Genomic DNA, 16,096 nt, shown 5'->3' on the forward strand with positions numbered 1-16,096 from the left:
CTTAATGCATAAGGTTATAACTTAAATATGACTGGATTCAGTCATCGTGTTCGGGCGTTAAGTCCCGAACTGCGGCCCGGATGGACTGTTCACGAAGCTCGTTCTCTCTGCGCAGTTCACGACGCCGTCGCCCGGCCTCGAATCGCTGCCTGGCGATTGTTCCGGTCGGCCGGAGTTGGGGTACCTCAGCCGGTTTCCCGTCGCTTCCCATCGCCACCATCGTGAAATAGCAACTATTGGTGTGGCGAGATTTTCCGAGAAGAATGTCTTCGGTTTCGACTCGAATTCCGATTTCCATCGAGGTGCGCCCGGTGTAATTGACGGAAGCGCTGAACGTGACGAGTTCGCCGACATGCACCGGTTCGCGGAACACCACACGATCCACCGACAGAGTCACGACGTAGGTCTGGGCATATCGACTCGCGCACGCATAGGCAACCTGGTCGAGAAACTTCAGAATCGTTCCGCCGTGCACGTTGCCCGAGAAGTTTGACATGTCCGGCGTCATGAGGACGGACATGGACAAGGTTTGTTTCGATGCTTGCTGCGATGCTTGCTTCAATTCAGGTAGGGAGTTCGATTCAGACATCAAGCGGGCCTCTTCGGTTCGGTGGACGGTGAAGAGACCGTATCCGGCAAAGAGGGTTACCCGCGCGTTCGGAAGAGCGCGGTGTCAGAGTTCGGGACAGTGCCCGTGTGGAGGACGTATTCGCTGGTGGCGACGGGGCCGGCCGCGCTCGATCTGAGACAGGGTGCGAGCGCCGAGCGGAGGTGCGCTGACATCGAAGCCCAATTCCCTGCGCCTCGAACCGCCTCGCGAAAGTTCTTCAACGCCGGCGCCTGGTCGCACAGTTCCTCGACGGGATCCGAACCGGCTGGTAGTTGCCACTCGAGCAGGTGCGAGGCCGAGCTCACCGACTCCAATCCAGCTGCTGCCTTCTCGAATTCGCTCGGGCTCGACCATGTCGTCGGTAGTGGTGTGATGCCATTCCACGCAGAGGCGGCCTCCCTTCGGAGTGCTGCTGCCCACCCGTTCTCCGACCACGTTGCGACACAAATGCTTCCACCCGGGCGGGTCACCCGCATCATCTCTGCGAGGGCGATCGCAGGGTTGGGACAGAAGATGATCCCGAAGATGCTGACACAGGCGTCGGCGCTCGAATCCGACCACGGCAGAGACTGTGCATCGCCGATCGTGAAAGTGGGTTCGGTAGTTCCGGGGCGAGGAATCCAGCGTTCGCGCGCGACCTCCAGCTGGCTGGCGGAGAGGTCGAGTGCGTGGACCGCGATCCCGGACTGGGCCGCCGGGAGCGTAAAGTTCCCCGTTCCGGCGCAGACGTCGTACGCCGTGCTCACGTGCCCGATCGAGCGCAGCGCCTCTGTCGATGCAGGTGAGAGTTGTTCGGCAAGAGGGGAATATGCCGCACCGTTCCAGTTTCCCCGATTCACGACAAGCTCCTTTCGACTGCGTCGATGACCGTATCGAGCGCTGCGCCTGCCGCACGCGCTGCTTCGCCGGGGTTGCGTTCCTCGATGGCAGCGATCAAGAGTCGGTGCTCGTCGACGTGGAAACCTGGACCGGCACTGACGGCGGACAGCGAATCCGTCACGGCGGCAAGGACTCCCCGGTAGACGTCGATCAGTGCGGAATTGTGGGACGCCTCGACGATCGAAAGGTGCAAGGCCATGCCGGCTTCGACAGTGAAGCCGCCGACGTGACCGGGGTGGGCATTCCAGGCTGCATGTATCCGCGCGAGATCTTCGGGGGTGTGGCGCTGCGCTGCAAGTCGCGCGGCTTCGACCTCGAGTCCGCGTCGCAGGCTCAGTACGTCGAGAACGTCACCTCTGGCGAGCCTGCGCCCGAGTAGTCCTTCGACCGGCGACGCCGCCATGACGTACACGCCGCCACCGTGACGAACGGACAGAACTCCGGCGTGTGCAAGCGCCCGTACCGCTTCGCGCATGGTGTTTCGGGCGACTCCCAATTCCTCGACCAGTGCGGTCTCCGGCGGGAGTTTTGATCCGACGGGCCATCGGCCGGTCGATATCGCCTCCTCGATCGCCGCAGCGACGATGTCTACCTTGCGTCCGGAGTCGGACATGTGTGCCACCTCGGGTAAGTGAGTCAATGACTTTGCCCGAGGTTAGCGTGCTCTCACGAGTGGGTCAATGACTTGGGAATTATCCGCGTACGTCCAGGCTGCGGGCGTAGTGCTCCTTGAAGACCTCGAGATGCGCCCACGATTCCAAGCCGCTGACTCCGTCGATGCCCCGGATTCGCTCGGACAGGGCATGGAGGTCGTTGGACGAGTTGGCGGCGACCGTCGCGATCACGTCGTATCGTCCGAGGGTCCGGGCGAGGAATTCGATTCCGGGCAGCGACTCGATCTCCGATACCGCGTTGTCGTCCCGTGAGCCCAGATTGACGCCGATGCCCATCGCCAGCGTTCGGCCACCACCTCGCCGCTTGACGACAGCGCCGACGCGCAGTGCCGTGCTCGCGATCAGATGATTGACCCGGTTGCGCACGGCGCTCGGCGACAGTCCGGTGTGTTCGGCCAGCTCGAGAAAGGGCATTCGCCCGTTGCGCTCGAGCAGTTCGATCAACGCGACATCTGTCGAGTCGAGTCGGATATCGGCTTGTAAAGCGGTCTCGGGCATGAAGATTCCCTTGATGACGTCGACGTAGACCAGCGTGCTCACGGATCGAACGCCACGTTGTGAGCGGAGTTCGGCGATGGCACGGTACAGATCGTCGTGACTGGGCACCCGAAGTTCCGCAATCACGTTGTACTGCCCGCTGACTGCCGAGATGTAGACGGCGGCCTCGGATGCGATCAACGCGTCCAGCACCGGGGTCATCGGTCCGGACACTGCGATCGAGACGTGTGCAAGCGCCTTCAGCCCGAGAAGTTCGGGGTGCGCGACGGCCACTACGGACACCGTTCCCGAGTCGAGTAGCGCCTGCACTCTGGTGGACACCGCCGCTCGTGGGGCGTCGACCGCCACGGACAGTTCGCGGTACGTCGCTCGCCCGTTGCGCTGAAGTGCGGCAATGAGCTTGGAATCGAGATCGACCGTCATGGTTGCCCCAACTTTTCCAGAGATTTTTCTGTATGAGCTTCCTATTAGAACAGTCGCATGTTGCCATGGATGATGTGGATAAGTGCAGAAATGCTCAAGAACTCATACAAAAAAGTTGTATACCGCCTGGTCTGAAACTTTGATGCATTGCATAGCTCCAGGTCAGGGCGTAGTTTTCGCTCAACACGCAGTGACCTGCACCACCATCTCGACGAAGGACCACCATGCGCAAGTTGCACACGCACGAAGCCTCGCCTCTCGACGCCACCGGCACGATCTTCACCGGCGCCAAGATCCACACCGTTGACGACAGCACGGTGGGAGCCGAAGCGTTCCTGGTGTTCGGAAACCGCTTTGCAGCGGTGGGAACGCTCGAGGAATGCCGCACCGAGGCGCGTCGGCTGAGCACTCGCACAACCGCGGTGGTCGAACTCGACGGCGCCACCGTCGTCCCCGGCTTCGTCGATCCACATGCACACCCGTTGATGTACGGGCAGATGCTCAGCTGGGTGGACTGTGGGCCGGAGAAGGCACATTCCATCCCCGGAATCATTGCGCTACTTCAGGAAGCGGCGCTCGCAGCACCTGCGGGCGTCCCGATTCGCGGATACGGCTACGAGCACCGCAACCTGATCGAAGGGCGTCACCCGCTCAAGGAAGAGCTCGATCAGGTGGCCACCGATCGCGAGGTCTACCTCATGAACGCGAGCGGTCACGGCGGCGTCGTCAACTCCTTCACTTTCGACAAGCACGGTATCGACGCGAGCACCGAGAATCCGGCCGGTGGCGAGTTCTTCCGAGATGAAGACGGCGAACTCACCGGTGAGCTCTCCGACGCCGCGTGCAACATTCTCACCGGCGTCAACGGAGTGAAGGTCGGCCATCACGGCCCCAACTTCCATCTCGAGGACGAGCCGGAAGAGCACCTTCGCCAGCTGTCGGTCGCTCAGGACAAGTTCCTGGCCGGTGGCGTCACCACCATCGGTGACTGCCAGGTGACCCGGCGTGAATTCGACATGTACCTGCGTCTGGCCGAGCAGGATCAGCTCAAGACCCGCGTCAGCATGTACATGCTCAGCCACCTCCTCGATCACGTCATCGACACGGGAATGCACGGCGCCTTCGGCAATTCGCGGCTCGCGTTCGGGGGCATCAAGTTCTACGCCGACGGCACACTCGGCGGCTGGACCGCATACTTCCCCGACGGCTACGTGGGCGACCCGTGCCGCACCGGGCAGCTCTACCACGAGCCGGCGGACTACTCGGAGCTGATTGCCAAGGCACATTCGGTGGGTCTGCAGACCGCCACGCACGCTCAGTCACCGACCGCCATCGACATGGTGCTCGATGCCATCGAAGCTGCGCAGAAGGCTCACCCCGACGCCGACGCTCGTCACCGCATCGAGCATTGCGGACTCCCGACGGCCGAGCAGATCGCAAGGATGAACCTGGCCGGTGTCTACCCGGTGAACCAGCCACAGCACTACTACAACTGGGGTGAGGGCGTGACCGCTGCGATCGGCACTCCGGGCGAGCGGTTCAACCCGCTCGGCGAGTTCATCGCTGCCGAAGTTCCCGTGACCATCAGCTCCGACGCCCCCGTCGCAGAGCCGAAGCCGCTCGAAGCAATTCAGGCAGCCGTTACTCGTGTGACGCGTCAGGGCCATCAGCTCGGCTCCGATGCACTCCGCATCACCGCCGACCAGGCATTGCAGGCTCATACCCTCAACGGTGCGCGTGCGCTGGGCCGCGAAGCAGAGCTGGGCAGCATCTCGGTCGGCAAGCGGGCCGACTTCGTCATTCTGGGCGCGGATCCCCTCGAGGTTCCGGCCGACGCGATTGCGCAGATCGAGGTCCGAGAGACCTGGATCGACGGCGAACTCGCACATTCAGGTCATAACCACCTATTGTCGAGCACTTCGACCACCGAGGAAAAGTAATGAACCGAGAGCAACAGATCGTGAAGGCCCGCAAGGCGGGATTTGCAGCCTTCGTCGGTACAACTATCGAGTGGTACGACTTCTACGTGTATGCCACGGCAGCCGCCCTGGTGTTCGGTGACATCTTCTTCCCACCCGGAACCGACCGCCTGACCGGCGTTGCGGCGGCGTTCGCGACATACGCCGTCGGTTTCTTCGCTCGCCCGCTCGGCGGAATCGTGTTCGGCCATGTCGGTGACAAGATGGGCCGACGCACCGCATTGGTGGTGACTTTGACGCTGATGGGTGCAGGCACGTTCCTCATCGGCATGTTGCCCACTTACGCGTCGATCGGGTTCTGGGCGCCGTTACTGCTGGTACTGCTCCGCTTCGTCCAGGGCTTTGCCGTCGGCGGCGAATGGGGCGGCGCGGTCCTGATGGCCGTCGAGCATGCACCCGAGGACAAGAAGACCTTCTACGGCGGTTTCGCTCAGCTGGGCAACCCGGCCGGCGCGCTCCTGGCCACAGGTTTCTTCAGCATTCTCTCCACCTTCGGCGACGACGCTCTGCGCGAGTGGGCTTGGCGACTGCCGTTCCTCTGCTCGGCGCTGCTGATTCTCGTCGGCTTGGTCGTTCGCCTGAAGGTCGAAGAGTCCCCGGTTTTCGAATCCGAGGTGAAGTCCGCGGACGTACCGGAAATGCTCCCGCTCAAGTACGCGCTGGTGACCAACTGGCGCCCGATCATCCTGGGCATCGGCATTCTGCCCGTCGCAGTCGGCGGCTACTACCTCGTGACGACCTTCATCACGGCATACGCAACCGACCCCGATGTCGGATTGTCGGAGACGTTGATTCTCAACGCGCTCAGTGTCGCTGCAGTGGTCGAGTTGATCGCGACTCTCGGCGTGGCGTGGCTCGGCGACAAGGTGGGACGCGTCCGCGTCGTCATCTGGGGCCTTGCGGCAGTCGCGATTCTCGCAGCGCCGCAGTTCCTGGTGCTGAAGTCCGGATCCGTGTTCCTGATCTTCCTGACCTTCGCTGTCATGCGACTGGTGCTGGCGGCCACGTACGGCCCGATCGCCGCCGTCCTGTCACAGATGTTCAAGCCGCAGGCCCGCTACACGAGCATTTCGTTGGCGTACCAGGGTGCAGGCGCGATCTTCGGTGGGTTGTCTCCGCTGGTGTCGACGCTGATGTACAAGGCAACCGGCAGCATCTGGCCGGTCATCGCACTGCTGATCGGCATGTGCGTCCTGAGCATCGTCTGCCTGCTCTTCGCTCCTCAGCATGTGGACGAGGCGACAGATACCGACGGTGCTCCGCAGGGCCTGAACAAGGAATCGGCTTCCGCCTGATTGCCGAGAGTCGGCTTCCGCCTGACTGCCGAGAGTCGGCTTCCGCCTGACAACTGAAAACACGACAGCTGGGGCAGTACACGATTTCCGTGTACTGCCCCAGCTGTCGTTTCAGGTCAGTTGTCGTTCAGCGCCGGTTACGCGCCGACGAGATGGCGATGAAAATGATCGCTGCGTCGGTGGGCCTGGCTGAGATTTCTGATCTCACGCAGCCAGAAGTGAGACGCCAGCGTGTTACTGCTTCCGTAACCAGTGCCGGACGTGTCTTCGTCGATCAGGGCGACAAGCGCTTTGATCAGGCTGGTGACCTTGAGGTTGTTGGTCTGAGAATGTCGGAGCAACAGCTCGGCGGCTTCGTCGGTGCTGCAACGGTAGAGGGTGCAGACGATTTCGATACCGCGCTCGCGGATCCGGCCCGAAGTAGTCGGGATCCGTAGACCGTTCGTCGAGTTGCTGTTCGTCTGGTTGTTCGTGTCGTCGGGGTGAATCATGGTATTGATCAAGGTATTCCTTTGAACCGCAGGGTCTTTGGGCCCGTGCGGTGTGTAGCGCATGTTGATACTGGTGCAGTCGGTACGCGATTGGCGGCGGACTCCGTCGGAGCCTTCGGCCTGGTCAACAATCTGCGGGACTGATGAAAGTGCGTAGTGATCAAAGGCGCGGATTTGCACCGAACTGGAAGTCTGCCCCTGGAACGAATACTGGAACTGTTGTTCCGGGCGAAGCGACCGGCTGCCTGACTGACGGCTGCCCTCTGATAACCCCACCGTACGTCATCGATTGAGTTTCAGCTAATTCTATTTCGAGCGGCTGAGAGCACTGTGACCCGTATTACCTGCTCAAGAGGCATTTATGTGGCCGATTATTGCTTGCTTGGTGGTAGCCCAGGCGTCGGTCGTCGGGTTGCCGAACTCGCCGTGGCCGACGCCGGGAAGTTCGATCAGATCGACCACGTCGCCTGCTGCTCGGGCGGCACGGGCATAGCGCCGACTCTGTTCGACCGACACGACCTTGTCTCCGAGTCCGTGGATCACCGTGACGGGGAGGCCGGTGGGGAGGTGCTCGATCGGTGATGCGATGCGGTAGCGATCGGGATGATCGGTAGGCATGCCGCCCAGAAGATTTCGAACAAATCGATCTTTGCCCGCGGTTGCGGCGAGCGTCATGTCGAAGACGCCGGCCATGATCGTCGTCGAGCGAACCGGCACCGAGAGGTTTGGTTCCGGGGCGTCTGCACCCTGTTGGGATCGCGATGCGACCCAGGCGGCAAGTTGTCCACCCGCGGAGTAGCCGGCGATGTGTATACGGCTCAAATCCAGTCGCCCGGAAGCCTTTTCCTGAACGATGCCGGCCAGGGCGTTGGTGGCCGTAACGGTATCGGAGAGCGTGGTCGGCCAACCACCCTGACCGCCGACGCGTCTGTATTCGATGTTCCAGACCGCAATTCCGTACGGGGTCAGGGTTTTTGCCCACGCGCCCGCGTATTCGAGATTGCTCTTCTGGGCCCATCCACCGCCGTGAATGAGTACGACGACCGGCAGGTCACCGTCCGATCCTTCTGGAAGATACAGATCGCCGAAAGTGTCTGCGGCCGCGGCGTAGGCGATGCGGACCGGAGCGACGTCGCGGTCGAGGCCGGTCGCACTGCTGACAGATGCGAGGAGGGCGAGTGCACAGACCAGCACTACGGCGAGATACCCGGCCAAGCGGTCGCGGGAGCGGTGCGCGATGACCTGATTCCTCTCGGCAGGCGACGGACGATAATTCGGAAATCAGTCTATCGCTGCCAGGTGAATTTATGGTGTGAGCGAATGGGCCGTGCTCGCTCGCACGCGGAGTTCGCTAGGCGTATAGCTCTGAACTGCGGGTTCGTCACCGTTGACCAGGGCCAACAGTGCATGCACGGCCGCTGCCGCCTGTTCTTGGGGGAAGAAGTCGAATGCGGTGATCGGGGGCTGGGAAACCAGCAGGGCGGGTTCGTCACTGTCCTGTGCAATCAAGACGTCACCGGGAATCGACAGCCCGAGATCGAGGGCCGCTCGCGCCGCTGCCGGGGCGCAACCGAGAATCAACGACAGGATCGCGTCCGGCGGAGTCGAGGAGTCGAGGGCCTCGCGGGTGGCCGCATACGCGGCGCCGATGAGGCCTTCGACGGTGCTGGCGCCCGGAAACGACGTCAATTCCTCGCTGGTGCGTGGTGCCACGCCTCGGGCGCGGCACCACTCGAAGTAAGCGAAAGTCGTTGCGCGGGTCCACTCCGAATGCATTCCGGGAGTGAGGACGAAAATGTCCCTTGCCCCACGTTCGGCGAGGTGGTTCAGAAGAGTCTCCGTGGTGGAGACGAGGTCCGGTGAGGTGGAGTATCCGAACTGCCCGGAGTGTCCAGGACCCACTGCGACAGAGGGGATTCCGATCTTCTGCAGAACCTCGACGCGCGGGTCGTCGACCATCGGGTCGACGACCAGTACGCCGTCCATCTCGATGCGCCGCAGTCCGTTCGGATCTTTCATCGACGGTAGTAGGAGGAGTGAGTGATCGGCGTGGAATGCAGCCTGGGTCGCGGCGGTCGCCACGCGCCCGTACCAGTCGAAATTGAGGTACTCGGCCGATGACAGTTGGTCGGGAGCGGGGAGCATCAGCCCGAGGGTGGCAGTCCGACCCGACCTGAGATTCTGGGCCGACCGATTGGCACGGTATCCAAGGCGGTCGGCAACCTCTTGAACCCGAGCGCGAGTGGCCGCGTCGACCCGGCCCTTGCCGTTGAGTGCATAGGAGACCGTGGACACCGCGACGCCGGCGGCGTTGGCGACATCACGAAGCGTCGGCGAAACAGGGGTAGCCACTGCGGATCGTTTCTACTCGTTGGTCGGTTTGTCTCCAGCCTATCGATCAATCGTTTCGGCATGTTGCGTGCACCGCTAAGGGGCACCTCAAAGCAAATCGTCGAATCGTTTCAGCGCAGGTATTGACACTGATGAAACGATTCGGCACTCTCTTAGGAACACCGGGCGAACGTCGAGAGAAATTCGGGCGAACCTCGGGAAACCTGACCAGGCAGGCGCATACTTGCCTTAACTCGCGGAGCCTCCCCATGACCGAAAAAACCGACCCTCCCGGTGCAGGAATGCATTCTGAATCCGGTTCTCCCACGTCATCCTCGGGCCTGCGTGCCGGAACTACCAACAGCCGTCATCTGGTCTTCTTCGTCATCGCCGCAGCGGCGCCACTGACGATCCTGGTGGGATTCGCGCCACTGGGCCTGATGGTTTCCGGCGCTGCGCTTCCGGTGGGGTACGTCGTTCCCGGGATCGTCTATCTACTGTTCGCCGTCGGCTTCACGGCGATGAGCAGGCATATCCGCGGCGCGGGCGCGTTCTACGCCTACATCACCGAAGGGCTCGGAAAAACAGTCGGCGCAGGCGCCTCTGTGCTGGCTTACATCGGCTATCTCGGTGGCCAGATCGGATTCGTCGTCGCTTGCGGCATCTTTCTCTCGTCGACGATCGAGTTGTTCTTGGGAGTAACCGTTTCCGTCTACACCTGCGCATTGGCGGTCGCAGTTCTGGTCGTGGTGGTGGGGTATCGCAGGGTCGATATCGGCGCGAAGGTGCTGGCCGTTTTGATGGCGCTCGAGCTCGGCGTCCTCGCAGTCTTCTGTGTGGCGGTTCTGTTGAAAGGTGGCCACGAAGGACTGTCGCTCGACAGTTTTTCGCCGTCGACCTTCATGACAGCCGGACTGGCGAGCGTCTTCGTGTTGACCTTCACCTCCTTCGTCGGTTTCGAGCAGACGGCGATCTACAGCGAGGAAGTTGTCGATTCCAAACGCACAGTGTCGCGTGCGACCTACACAGCAGTCACTGTTCTGGCCGTGGTCTACGCATTCTGTGCTTGGGTGATCGTGCAGGCCGTCGGCCCGAGTCGGATGGGCGACCTACTCGGCGGTGACCCGTCCGAGCTGATCTTCGATCTCAACAATGAATTTGCCGGCTCCATGATGACCGACGTGATGCATCTGTTGATCGTCACGAGCTTCTTCGCGGGTTGCCTTGCCCTCCACAATGCTTGCAGTCGCTATCTGCTCACCATGGGGCGCGCGAGAGTCTTTCCTGCCGCGCTTGCACGGGTTTCGCTGACCACTGGAACGCCGAGCGTCGCCGGAATCACACAAGGCGCACTGGTATTCGCGGCAATCGCCGGCTTTGCGCTGACGCCCGCAGACCCGTACACCCAAGTAGTCGTGTGGACGAATACACCAACGATCATCGGTGTGCTGGTGTTGCAGGTCCTCACTTCCGTCGCCGTGCTCAGGTTCTTCTCGCAGGATTCTCGCGGTGAAGGTCTGTGGCAGAGGTTGATTGCACCCTCGCTCGCTGCAGTGGCGTTGATCGTCGCGCTCGGATACCTCTTGATGAACATGAGTGACCTGACCGGGTTGACCACCGCGCAAAACTTCTTGTTGGCAGTGCCATTGCTGTTGGCTTTCGCATTCGGCGTGGTCCGCGGGATGCGCGTACGTGAACACTCGGTCGAGGAGTTGTCGGCATGAGCGAATACGCATGGTCGGTCCCCGGAGGGTTGGTCGAACGTCCCGGAATTGTTCCGGGCGCTCCAGAGATATGGGTCTATGCGGACAGGTTCTCGTACTTCGGTGGTGACACCGTCTCGATCCGAGTGCATACCACCGCAGAAGAATACGACCTCGAAATTGTTCGAGACGGCGCCCGGCCGCAACAGGTCGCGCAATACGTCGGTCTGCCGGGCAAGCAGCAGCAGACGCCTGCCGACGCGTACGCAGTGGGCTGCGACTGGGCGGAATCCCTTGCCGTCGAGATAGATCCGAAATGGACGTCCGGCATGTACTTGGTTCTGGTCCGGATGCTCCACGAAGGGGTGACTATTGAGCGGGAGGGCTTCTTCGTCGTCAAGGCGCGCGAACCCGAGCATGCCGACTTCGTACTCATTCACACCACCAGCACGATGTTGGCCTACAACGATTGGGGTGGGGCAAACCACTACCGAGGTGTTCCGGACGGCTCCGGCGATGTGCCGACACCGATTTCCTCGACGCAGCGTCCCGTCGCGCGGGGGATGTTGCGCAAACCCGAGGGTGCAGCACGCAACATCCACACCGACACACCGGGAATCGGATGGATTCCCCGTCACCCGCCGTACGAATGGGCGTGGGTGAACGGCTACTCGCGTCACCATGCGGACGCCTTCTGGGCCACTTACGAGAGGCCGTTCACGGTCTGGGCGGAAGAGCAGGGGTTCCGCGTCCACCACGTGACACAACACGATCTGCATAACGATCCGTCGGCGCTGCAGGGATATTCATGCGCAGTTGTTGTCGGTCACGACGAGTACTGGTCCTGGGAGATGCGTGACCGCATAGATGATTTCGTCGAAGAGGGTGGTGGTCTGGCGCGATTCGGCGGGAACTTCCTGTGGCAGGTACGCCTCGAAAACGACGCACAAGTCTGTTACAAGAATCCGTTCGACGATCCGATGCGAGAAGTCGACCCGACCCGGGTGACGACGGCGTGGGATTCGCCCGAGGTTGCCCGACCGGGAGCGTGGACGATGGGATTGACCGGCATGGCCGGTGTCTACAATCGTTACGGTGCAACAACTCCCAGGTCTTCGGGCGGTTTCACGGTATACCGGCCGGATCATTGGGCGTTGAACGGAACCGACCTGTACTACGGAGACAACTTCGGGATCGCCCCGATCTGTGTTGCCGGATTCGAGATGGACGGCGTGGATTTCACGTTCCGGAAGGGCCAGCCGTATGCGACCGGCGTCGACGGCGCTCCCGAGGATCTGGAGATCATCGCGATGGCGCCGGCAGTTTCGGGTTCGCGGGACAAATGGAACGGGAAAGTTCCGATCGGTGCGCCTTTCGCCGAAGTGCAGGGAATCATCGAATGCTTCTATGGCAGTGAGCCTCCAGATCACCTTCGTGATCTCGAATACGGATCGGGAATGGTCGCCTGTCACAAGCGAGGTCTCGGCTCCGTGTTCAACGCAGGTTCCACCGAATGGGTGAACGGGCTGATCCATCACGATCCGTTCACCGAACGAATAACTGCAAACGTATTGAATCTGTTTGCTGCACGAATTTCCAGCTCCAACACGAAGGAAAAATGACATGAGTGTCAACGACATTCGAACGTTCGGGCCAGGGCAGGGGACGCGGTTCATCCCGGAGTGGGGTGACGACGCGAGCCCGAACTGGTCGGAATCCGAATGGAGGTCATTTGGAGATCCGAACGGGGAATACTTCGGCGGTGGTTGGGAAGGCGAGCCCGGCACGCTCTTGTGCGACCCGTATCCGTACGACGAGGTCTGCATCATGATCAGCGGCCGGGTGGCACTGATCGACCTCGATGGAAACCGTCGCGAATTCTCTTCTGGGGAAGCATTTTTCGTGCCGCAGTCGTTTCGCGGTACCTGGGAGACGGTTGAGCCGTCGAAGAAGTTCTTCGTCGCGCTCCCCGGATCGCGCTCTTGACGGTGGAAACTTCGATGACTGTCGCAGCGTTTGGTCACGTGATCGACGGAACGTGCGAGAGCCCGGCAGGTAGACTTTCCGTGCTGGTCGATCCGGTGACCGACAATCCATATGCCCGTGCTGCCGTCGGTTCCGCCGATGACGTCGATCGAGCCTGCCGTTCGTCCGAGAAGGCTGCGCGGTCCTGGCGCCGGTCCACCCCTGCGCGCCGTCAGGAGTTGCTGCTGGCCCTCGCGGACGCGCTGGAAGCAAACGCGAAATATTTCCTCGAGGTCGAATGCCGCAGTACCGGCAAGCCTCTCAGGCAGGTGCGAGACGACGAGATCCCGCAGTGTGTTGACTTTCTGCGGTACTTCGCGGGTATTGCCCGCTCTCTGCCGGGCGTTGCCGCAATGGAGTACACGGAGGGTGCTACGTCTTATGTCAGACGTGAACCCATTGGCGTGATCGGTGCGATCGCTCCTTGGAACTACCCGTTGATGATGGCGGTCTGGAAGATCGCGCCGGCACTCGCGACGGGAAACACCCTCGTGCTCAAGCCGGCCGAGGAGACGCCGGAAACCGCGGTGATGCTGGGAGTGCTTGCAGCGCAGATCTATCCGCCCGGGGTGTTGAACGTAGTGTGCGGCGATCGCGATACCGGAGCCGCGCTCGTCGCTCATCCGGTTCCTCGGATGATTGCGCTGACGGGATCGACGAGAGCGGGTATTTCGGTCGCAAAGGCCGCGTCGGAAGACGTCAAGCTGTTGCATCTCGAACTCGGAGGCAAGGCACCCGCCGTTGTTTTCGCCGACGCGGACCTCGACGGCGCAGTCGCGGGGATTGTTGCCGGGGCCTTTTACAACAGCGGTCAAGATTGCACCGCTGCGACGAGGATTCTCGTTCAAGAGGAGGTTGCGGAGGAGTTCACCGAGAAGTTGACGGCTGCGGCCGCGGACTTGAGGTTGGGAGGACCGGAATCGGGCGATTGTCTCGGCCCCCTGGTCAGCCGCGCTCACCGTGATCGAGTGGCGGAGTTAGTAGAGAGACGCTCCGCAAATACGAACGTATGTATTGGCGGGGGAAAGCCAGCTGGACCAGGGTTTTTCTATCTGCCAACTGTTATTTCCGGGGTGCAGCAGGAAGATGAGCTGGTCCAGGAAGAGATATTCGGGCCGGTTGTCACCGTACAGTCGTTCTCCACCGAGGCTGAAGCGATCGAACTTGCGAACGGGACCAAGTACGCTCTCGCGTCGAGCGTGTGGACGTCCGACCACGGCACCGCGATGAGGATGACGGCCGAACTGGATTTCGGCTGCGTCTGGGTGGGAGCCCACGGAATGCTCGCCGCTGAGATGCCTCACGGTGGCTTCGCCGGGTCGGGTTACGGCAAGGATCTGTCGGAGCTCGCCCTGGCGGAGTACACGAGGGCCAAGCACGTCATGCATGTGACGAGCGTCTGACTCCTCGGCAATATCCAATGACGGCCATCTGCCCGCGCTGCGGGCCGGTGGCCGTCGTCGTGTCTCGGTGGACCTGCAAGCTACTGTTTAAATATGTTGCAGTGCAACGTATGTGGAGACAGTTTTCGTTGATCCGGGTCGCGAATGCCGGTAAAGTGACGTGTGCAACATTGCGCACTTCGGCGCACATTCAACCCCACTTTCAATTCTGACTCCAGGAGACTGCCATGGGTTCATCCGACACCGATCTCAAAGCGCTCGACAGCGTTATCACCGTCGCCGGTGCATTGGCGGCGATATTCGGCGGAATCGCCGGAGTTGCCGGGCTGGCCACTTTTCTCGGAACCGGCGGCGGTTCTTAGGTTTTCAGCTGACATCAGTGAGGCTCGGACCGTTCGATTCTGACGATCAGATCCGCGCGTGGCCTGACTGCGCTGATCAACTCGGCGTTCGGCTGATCTACCCGTTTCACCCACTCTGCAGCCGCTTCGGAACTCTTTCCGAAGCGGCTGTGGCGTTTCACCAAGCGCTTCGTCCGAGTTTCCTCCGGAACGTCGAGATACCAGACCTCGTCGAGTGCTGCTCGCACTTCCTGCCATCCACCACTGGGTAGGAGGAGATAGTTCCCCTCGGTGACTATCAGCGGTGTACATGGGTCGACAGCCGTTGTGCTGCCTATCGATTCGTCGAACTCGCGATCGAAGACCGGAGCATAGACCGTCGAGTTCGAGGCTCGGAGTCGGCGTAGTAGAGCCGCGTAGCCGTCGACGTCGAAGGTGTCCGGTGCGCCTTTGCGTTCATGCCTGCCGAGTCGGTCGAGTTCCCGATTGGCAAGATGAAAACCGTCCATCTCGACGATGGAGCAACGAGAACCCAATTTCCGCACAATTGCCTGTGACGCCGTCGATTTTCCGGCTCCCGGTGCGCCCGTGATGCCGAGGATTCTCCGACCGTCGTCGGTGATCAGGGAAGCAGCGCGTGAAGCAAGTTGGTCGAGCGTCAGCGAGACGGTCGGCGGTGAGGTCGTCACGTGTTGCTCCGATCAGTCCGAAGGGTCGGTGCATCGAGAGTACGCCGGAGGCTTTCGGCCATTGACAGTCTGAATGGACTGTGAAACTGTGAGCCATGCCACTCGAGAAGTTGGAGGTGAGACCGTGACCCTGCGCGATGCGCAGCGCGAAGCGACGCGCCACCGGATTCTCGATGCGGCAACGGATTTACTGATAGCGGACGGTTATTCATCTCTGACGGCGCAGTCGGTGCAAACCGCTGCCGGAGTCAGTCGGGGCGCTCTGCTGCACCACTTTCCGAACATGCAGGAGCTCACTGCGGCGTTGGTGTCGAACATCGTCGTACGGAACGAGGTGGCGGTAAGAGCTGCCATGTCTCGGCAGGATTCGTCGGTTGACACGATCGAGAACTCGATCTCCGCTCTGTATTCGGCGTTGACTCAGCCGCCATTTCAAGCGGAACTCGAACTGTGGTCCGCAGCGCGGACGGATCCGGTGTTGGCCGAGGTGCTCCGGGAATCGGAGCGAATCGCCGGACGGGATCTGCGGCGAGTTGTCCACGACGCTTTCGGTCCCGAAATTGTTGCTTCCGAGAACTATTCGCAGATTGCAGATCTGACGGTGCTGATGCTCCGTGGTTTGGCGCTGTCCCGGGCAGTGCAGAAGAGCGACGCGTCTGCGCGTCGTTCGATCAGTCAATGGGCAGGCGTCGTTCGCCTGCTCCTCACCCAGAACTAGCGTAACTCGTTCCGAGCGAGGCGCGCTCTGTCGACAG

The 16,096-nt window shown here is 61.4% G+C and carries 16 protein-coding genes; 8 read left to right on the plus strand and 8 right to left on the minus strand.

All coding sequences use genetic code 11. From position 1 onward, the window contains the following. Positions 1 to 37: 37 nt before the first annotated feature. The 4 genes from V3587_RS21150 to V3587_RS21165 form a co-directional block, all read right to left on the minus strand. Complete coding sequence (locus V3587_RS21150) at positions 38 to 589, minus strand: acyl-CoA thioesterase (RefSeq protein ID WP_042451572.1); 552 nt, start codon at positions 587 to 589, stop codon at positions 38 to 40. Positions 590 to 645: 56 nt separating this feature from the next. Then, the gene (locus tag V3587_RS21155; protein WP_047269371.1) at positions 646 to 1,449 is read right to left on the minus strand and encodes a class I SAM-dependent methyltransferase; all 804 of its coding nucleotides are present in this window, start codon (positions 1,447 to 1,449) and stop codon (positions 646 to 648) included. Then, positions 1,446 to 2,102 (minus strand): FadR/GntR family transcriptional regulator, encoded by a 657-nt coding sequence (locus V3587_RS21160; RefSeq protein ID WP_283377140.1) that lies wholly within the window; start codon positions 2,100 to 2,102, stop codon positions 1,446 to 1,448. The genes V3587_RS21155 and V3587_RS21160 overlap by 4 nt, the downstream gene beginning before the upstream one ends. A gap of 79 nt (positions 2,103 to 2,181) precedes the next feature. Then, positions 2,182 to 3,084, minus strand: a complete 903-nt coding sequence (locus tag V3587_RS21165) for an Lrp/AsnC family transcriptional regulator (protein ID WP_042921480.1) — start codon at positions 3,082 to 3,084, stop codon at positions 2,182 to 2,184. A gap of 224 nt (positions 3,085 to 3,308) precedes the next feature. Between V3587_RS21165 and V3587_RS21170 the strand changes: the two genes are divergently transcribed. Together V3587_RS21170 and V3587_RS21175 are read left to right on the plus strand one after the other, a co-directional pair. After that, positions 3,309 to 5,024 (plus strand): amidohydrolase, encoded by a 1,716-nt coding sequence (locus V3587_RS21170; protein ID WP_083056319.1) that lies wholly within the window; start codon positions 3,309 to 3,311, stop codon positions 5,022 to 5,024. After that, positions 5,024 to 6,358, plus strand: coding sequence for an MFS transporter (locus V3587_RS21175; protein ID WP_003942898.1), 1,335 nt, complete (start codon positions 5,024 to 5,026; stop codon positions 6,356 to 6,358). The genes V3587_RS21170 and V3587_RS21175 overlap by 1 nt, the downstream gene beginning before the upstream one ends. Before the next feature lie 137 nt (positions 6,359 to 6,495). Here the strand turns inward: V3587_RS21175 and V3587_RS21180 are convergent, their stop codons facing one another. From V3587_RS21180 to V3587_RS21190, 3 genes are all read right to left on the minus strand, one after another. Next, positions 6,496 to 7,125, minus strand: a complete 630-nt coding sequence (locus tag V3587_RS21180) for a hypothetical protein (RefSeq protein WP_283377141.1) — start codon at positions 7,123 to 7,125, stop codon at positions 6,496 to 6,498. Positions 7,126 to 7,197: 72 nt separating this feature from the next. After that, positions 7,198 to 8,064 carry an alpha/beta hydrolase family protein gene (locus V3587_RS21185; RefSeq protein ID WP_225320177.1) on the minus strand — a complete coding sequence of 289 codons (867 nt, stop codon included), beginning with the start codon at positions 8,062 to 8,064 and terminating at the stop codon, positions 7,198 to 7,200. A gap of 90 nt (positions 8,065 to 8,154) precedes the next feature. Further along, positions 8,155 to 9,201, minus strand: coding sequence for a LacI family DNA-binding transcriptional regulator (locus tag V3587_RS21190; RefSeq protein WP_058038366.1), 1,047 nt, complete (start codon positions 9,199 to 9,201; stop codon positions 8,155 to 8,157). 248 nt (positions 9,202 to 9,449) lie between these two features. Between V3587_RS21190 and V3587_RS21195 the strand changes: the two genes are divergently transcribed. From V3587_RS21195 to V3587_RS21215, 5 genes are all read left to right on the plus strand, one after another. Beyond that, the gene (locus V3587_RS21195; RefSeq protein ID WP_283377142.1) at positions 9,450 to 10,904 is read left to right on the plus strand and encodes an APC family permease; all 1,455 of its coding nucleotides are present in this window, start codon (positions 9,450 to 9,452) and stop codon (positions 10,902 to 10,904) included. Next, the gene (locus V3587_RS21200) at positions 10,901 to 12,505 is read left to right on the plus strand and encodes a N,N-dimethylformamidase beta subunit family domain-containing protein (RefSeq protein ID WP_042921484.1); all 1,605 of its coding nucleotides are present in this window, start codon (positions 10,901 to 10,903) and stop codon (positions 12,503 to 12,505) included. The genes V3587_RS21195 and V3587_RS21200 overlap by 4 nt, the downstream gene beginning before the upstream one ends. A 1-nt stretch (position 12,506) precedes the next feature. Beyond that, positions 12,507 to 12,869 (plus strand): cupin domain-containing protein, encoded by a 363-nt coding sequence (locus V3587_RS21205; protein WP_042921486.1) that lies wholly within the window; start codon positions 12,507 to 12,509, stop codon positions 12,867 to 12,869. A gap of 14 nt (positions 12,870 to 12,883) precedes the next feature. Beyond that, on the plus strand, positions 12,884 to 14,311 hold the full coding sequence (locus tag V3587_RS21210; protein ID WP_411742241.1) for an aminobutyraldehyde dehydrogenase: 1,428 nt from the start codon (positions 12,884 to 12,886) through the stop codon (positions 14,309 to 14,311). 227 nt (positions 14,312 to 14,538) lie between these two features. Then, the gene (locus tag V3587_RS21215; protein WP_003942853.1) at positions 14,539 to 14,673 is read left to right on the plus strand and encodes a hypothetical protein; all 135 of its coding nucleotides are present in this window, start codon (positions 14,539 to 14,541) and stop codon (positions 14,671 to 14,673) included. A 14-nt stretch (positions 14,674 to 14,687) separates the two neighbouring features. Here the strand turns inward: V3587_RS21215 and V3587_RS21220 are convergent, their stop codons facing one another. Further along, on the minus strand, positions 14,688 to 15,341 hold the full coding sequence (locus V3587_RS21220) for a nucleoside/nucleotide kinase family protein (protein WP_136471991.1): 654 nt from the start codon (positions 15,339 to 15,341) through the stop codon (positions 14,688 to 14,690). A 124-nt stretch (positions 15,342 to 15,465) separates the two neighbouring features. Here V3587_RS21220 and V3587_RS21225 point away from each other — a divergent pair, with 124 nt between their 5' ends. After that, positions 15,466 to 16,059: a TetR/AcrR family transcriptional regulator gene (locus V3587_RS21225; protein WP_007730510.1), complete on the plus strand. Its 594-nt coding sequence runs from the start codon at positions 15,466 to 15,468 to the stop codon at positions 16,057 to 16,059. The last annotated feature ends 37 nt before the right edge of the window (positions 16,060 to 16,096 follow it).

Origin of the sequence: Rhodococcus sp. IEGM 1306 (assembly GCF_036541985.1) — a bacterium.
Taxonomy (GTDB): domain Bacteria; phylum Actinomycetota; class Actinomycetes; order Mycobacteriales; family Mycobacteriaceae; genus Rhodococcus_F; species Rhodococcus_F qingshengii.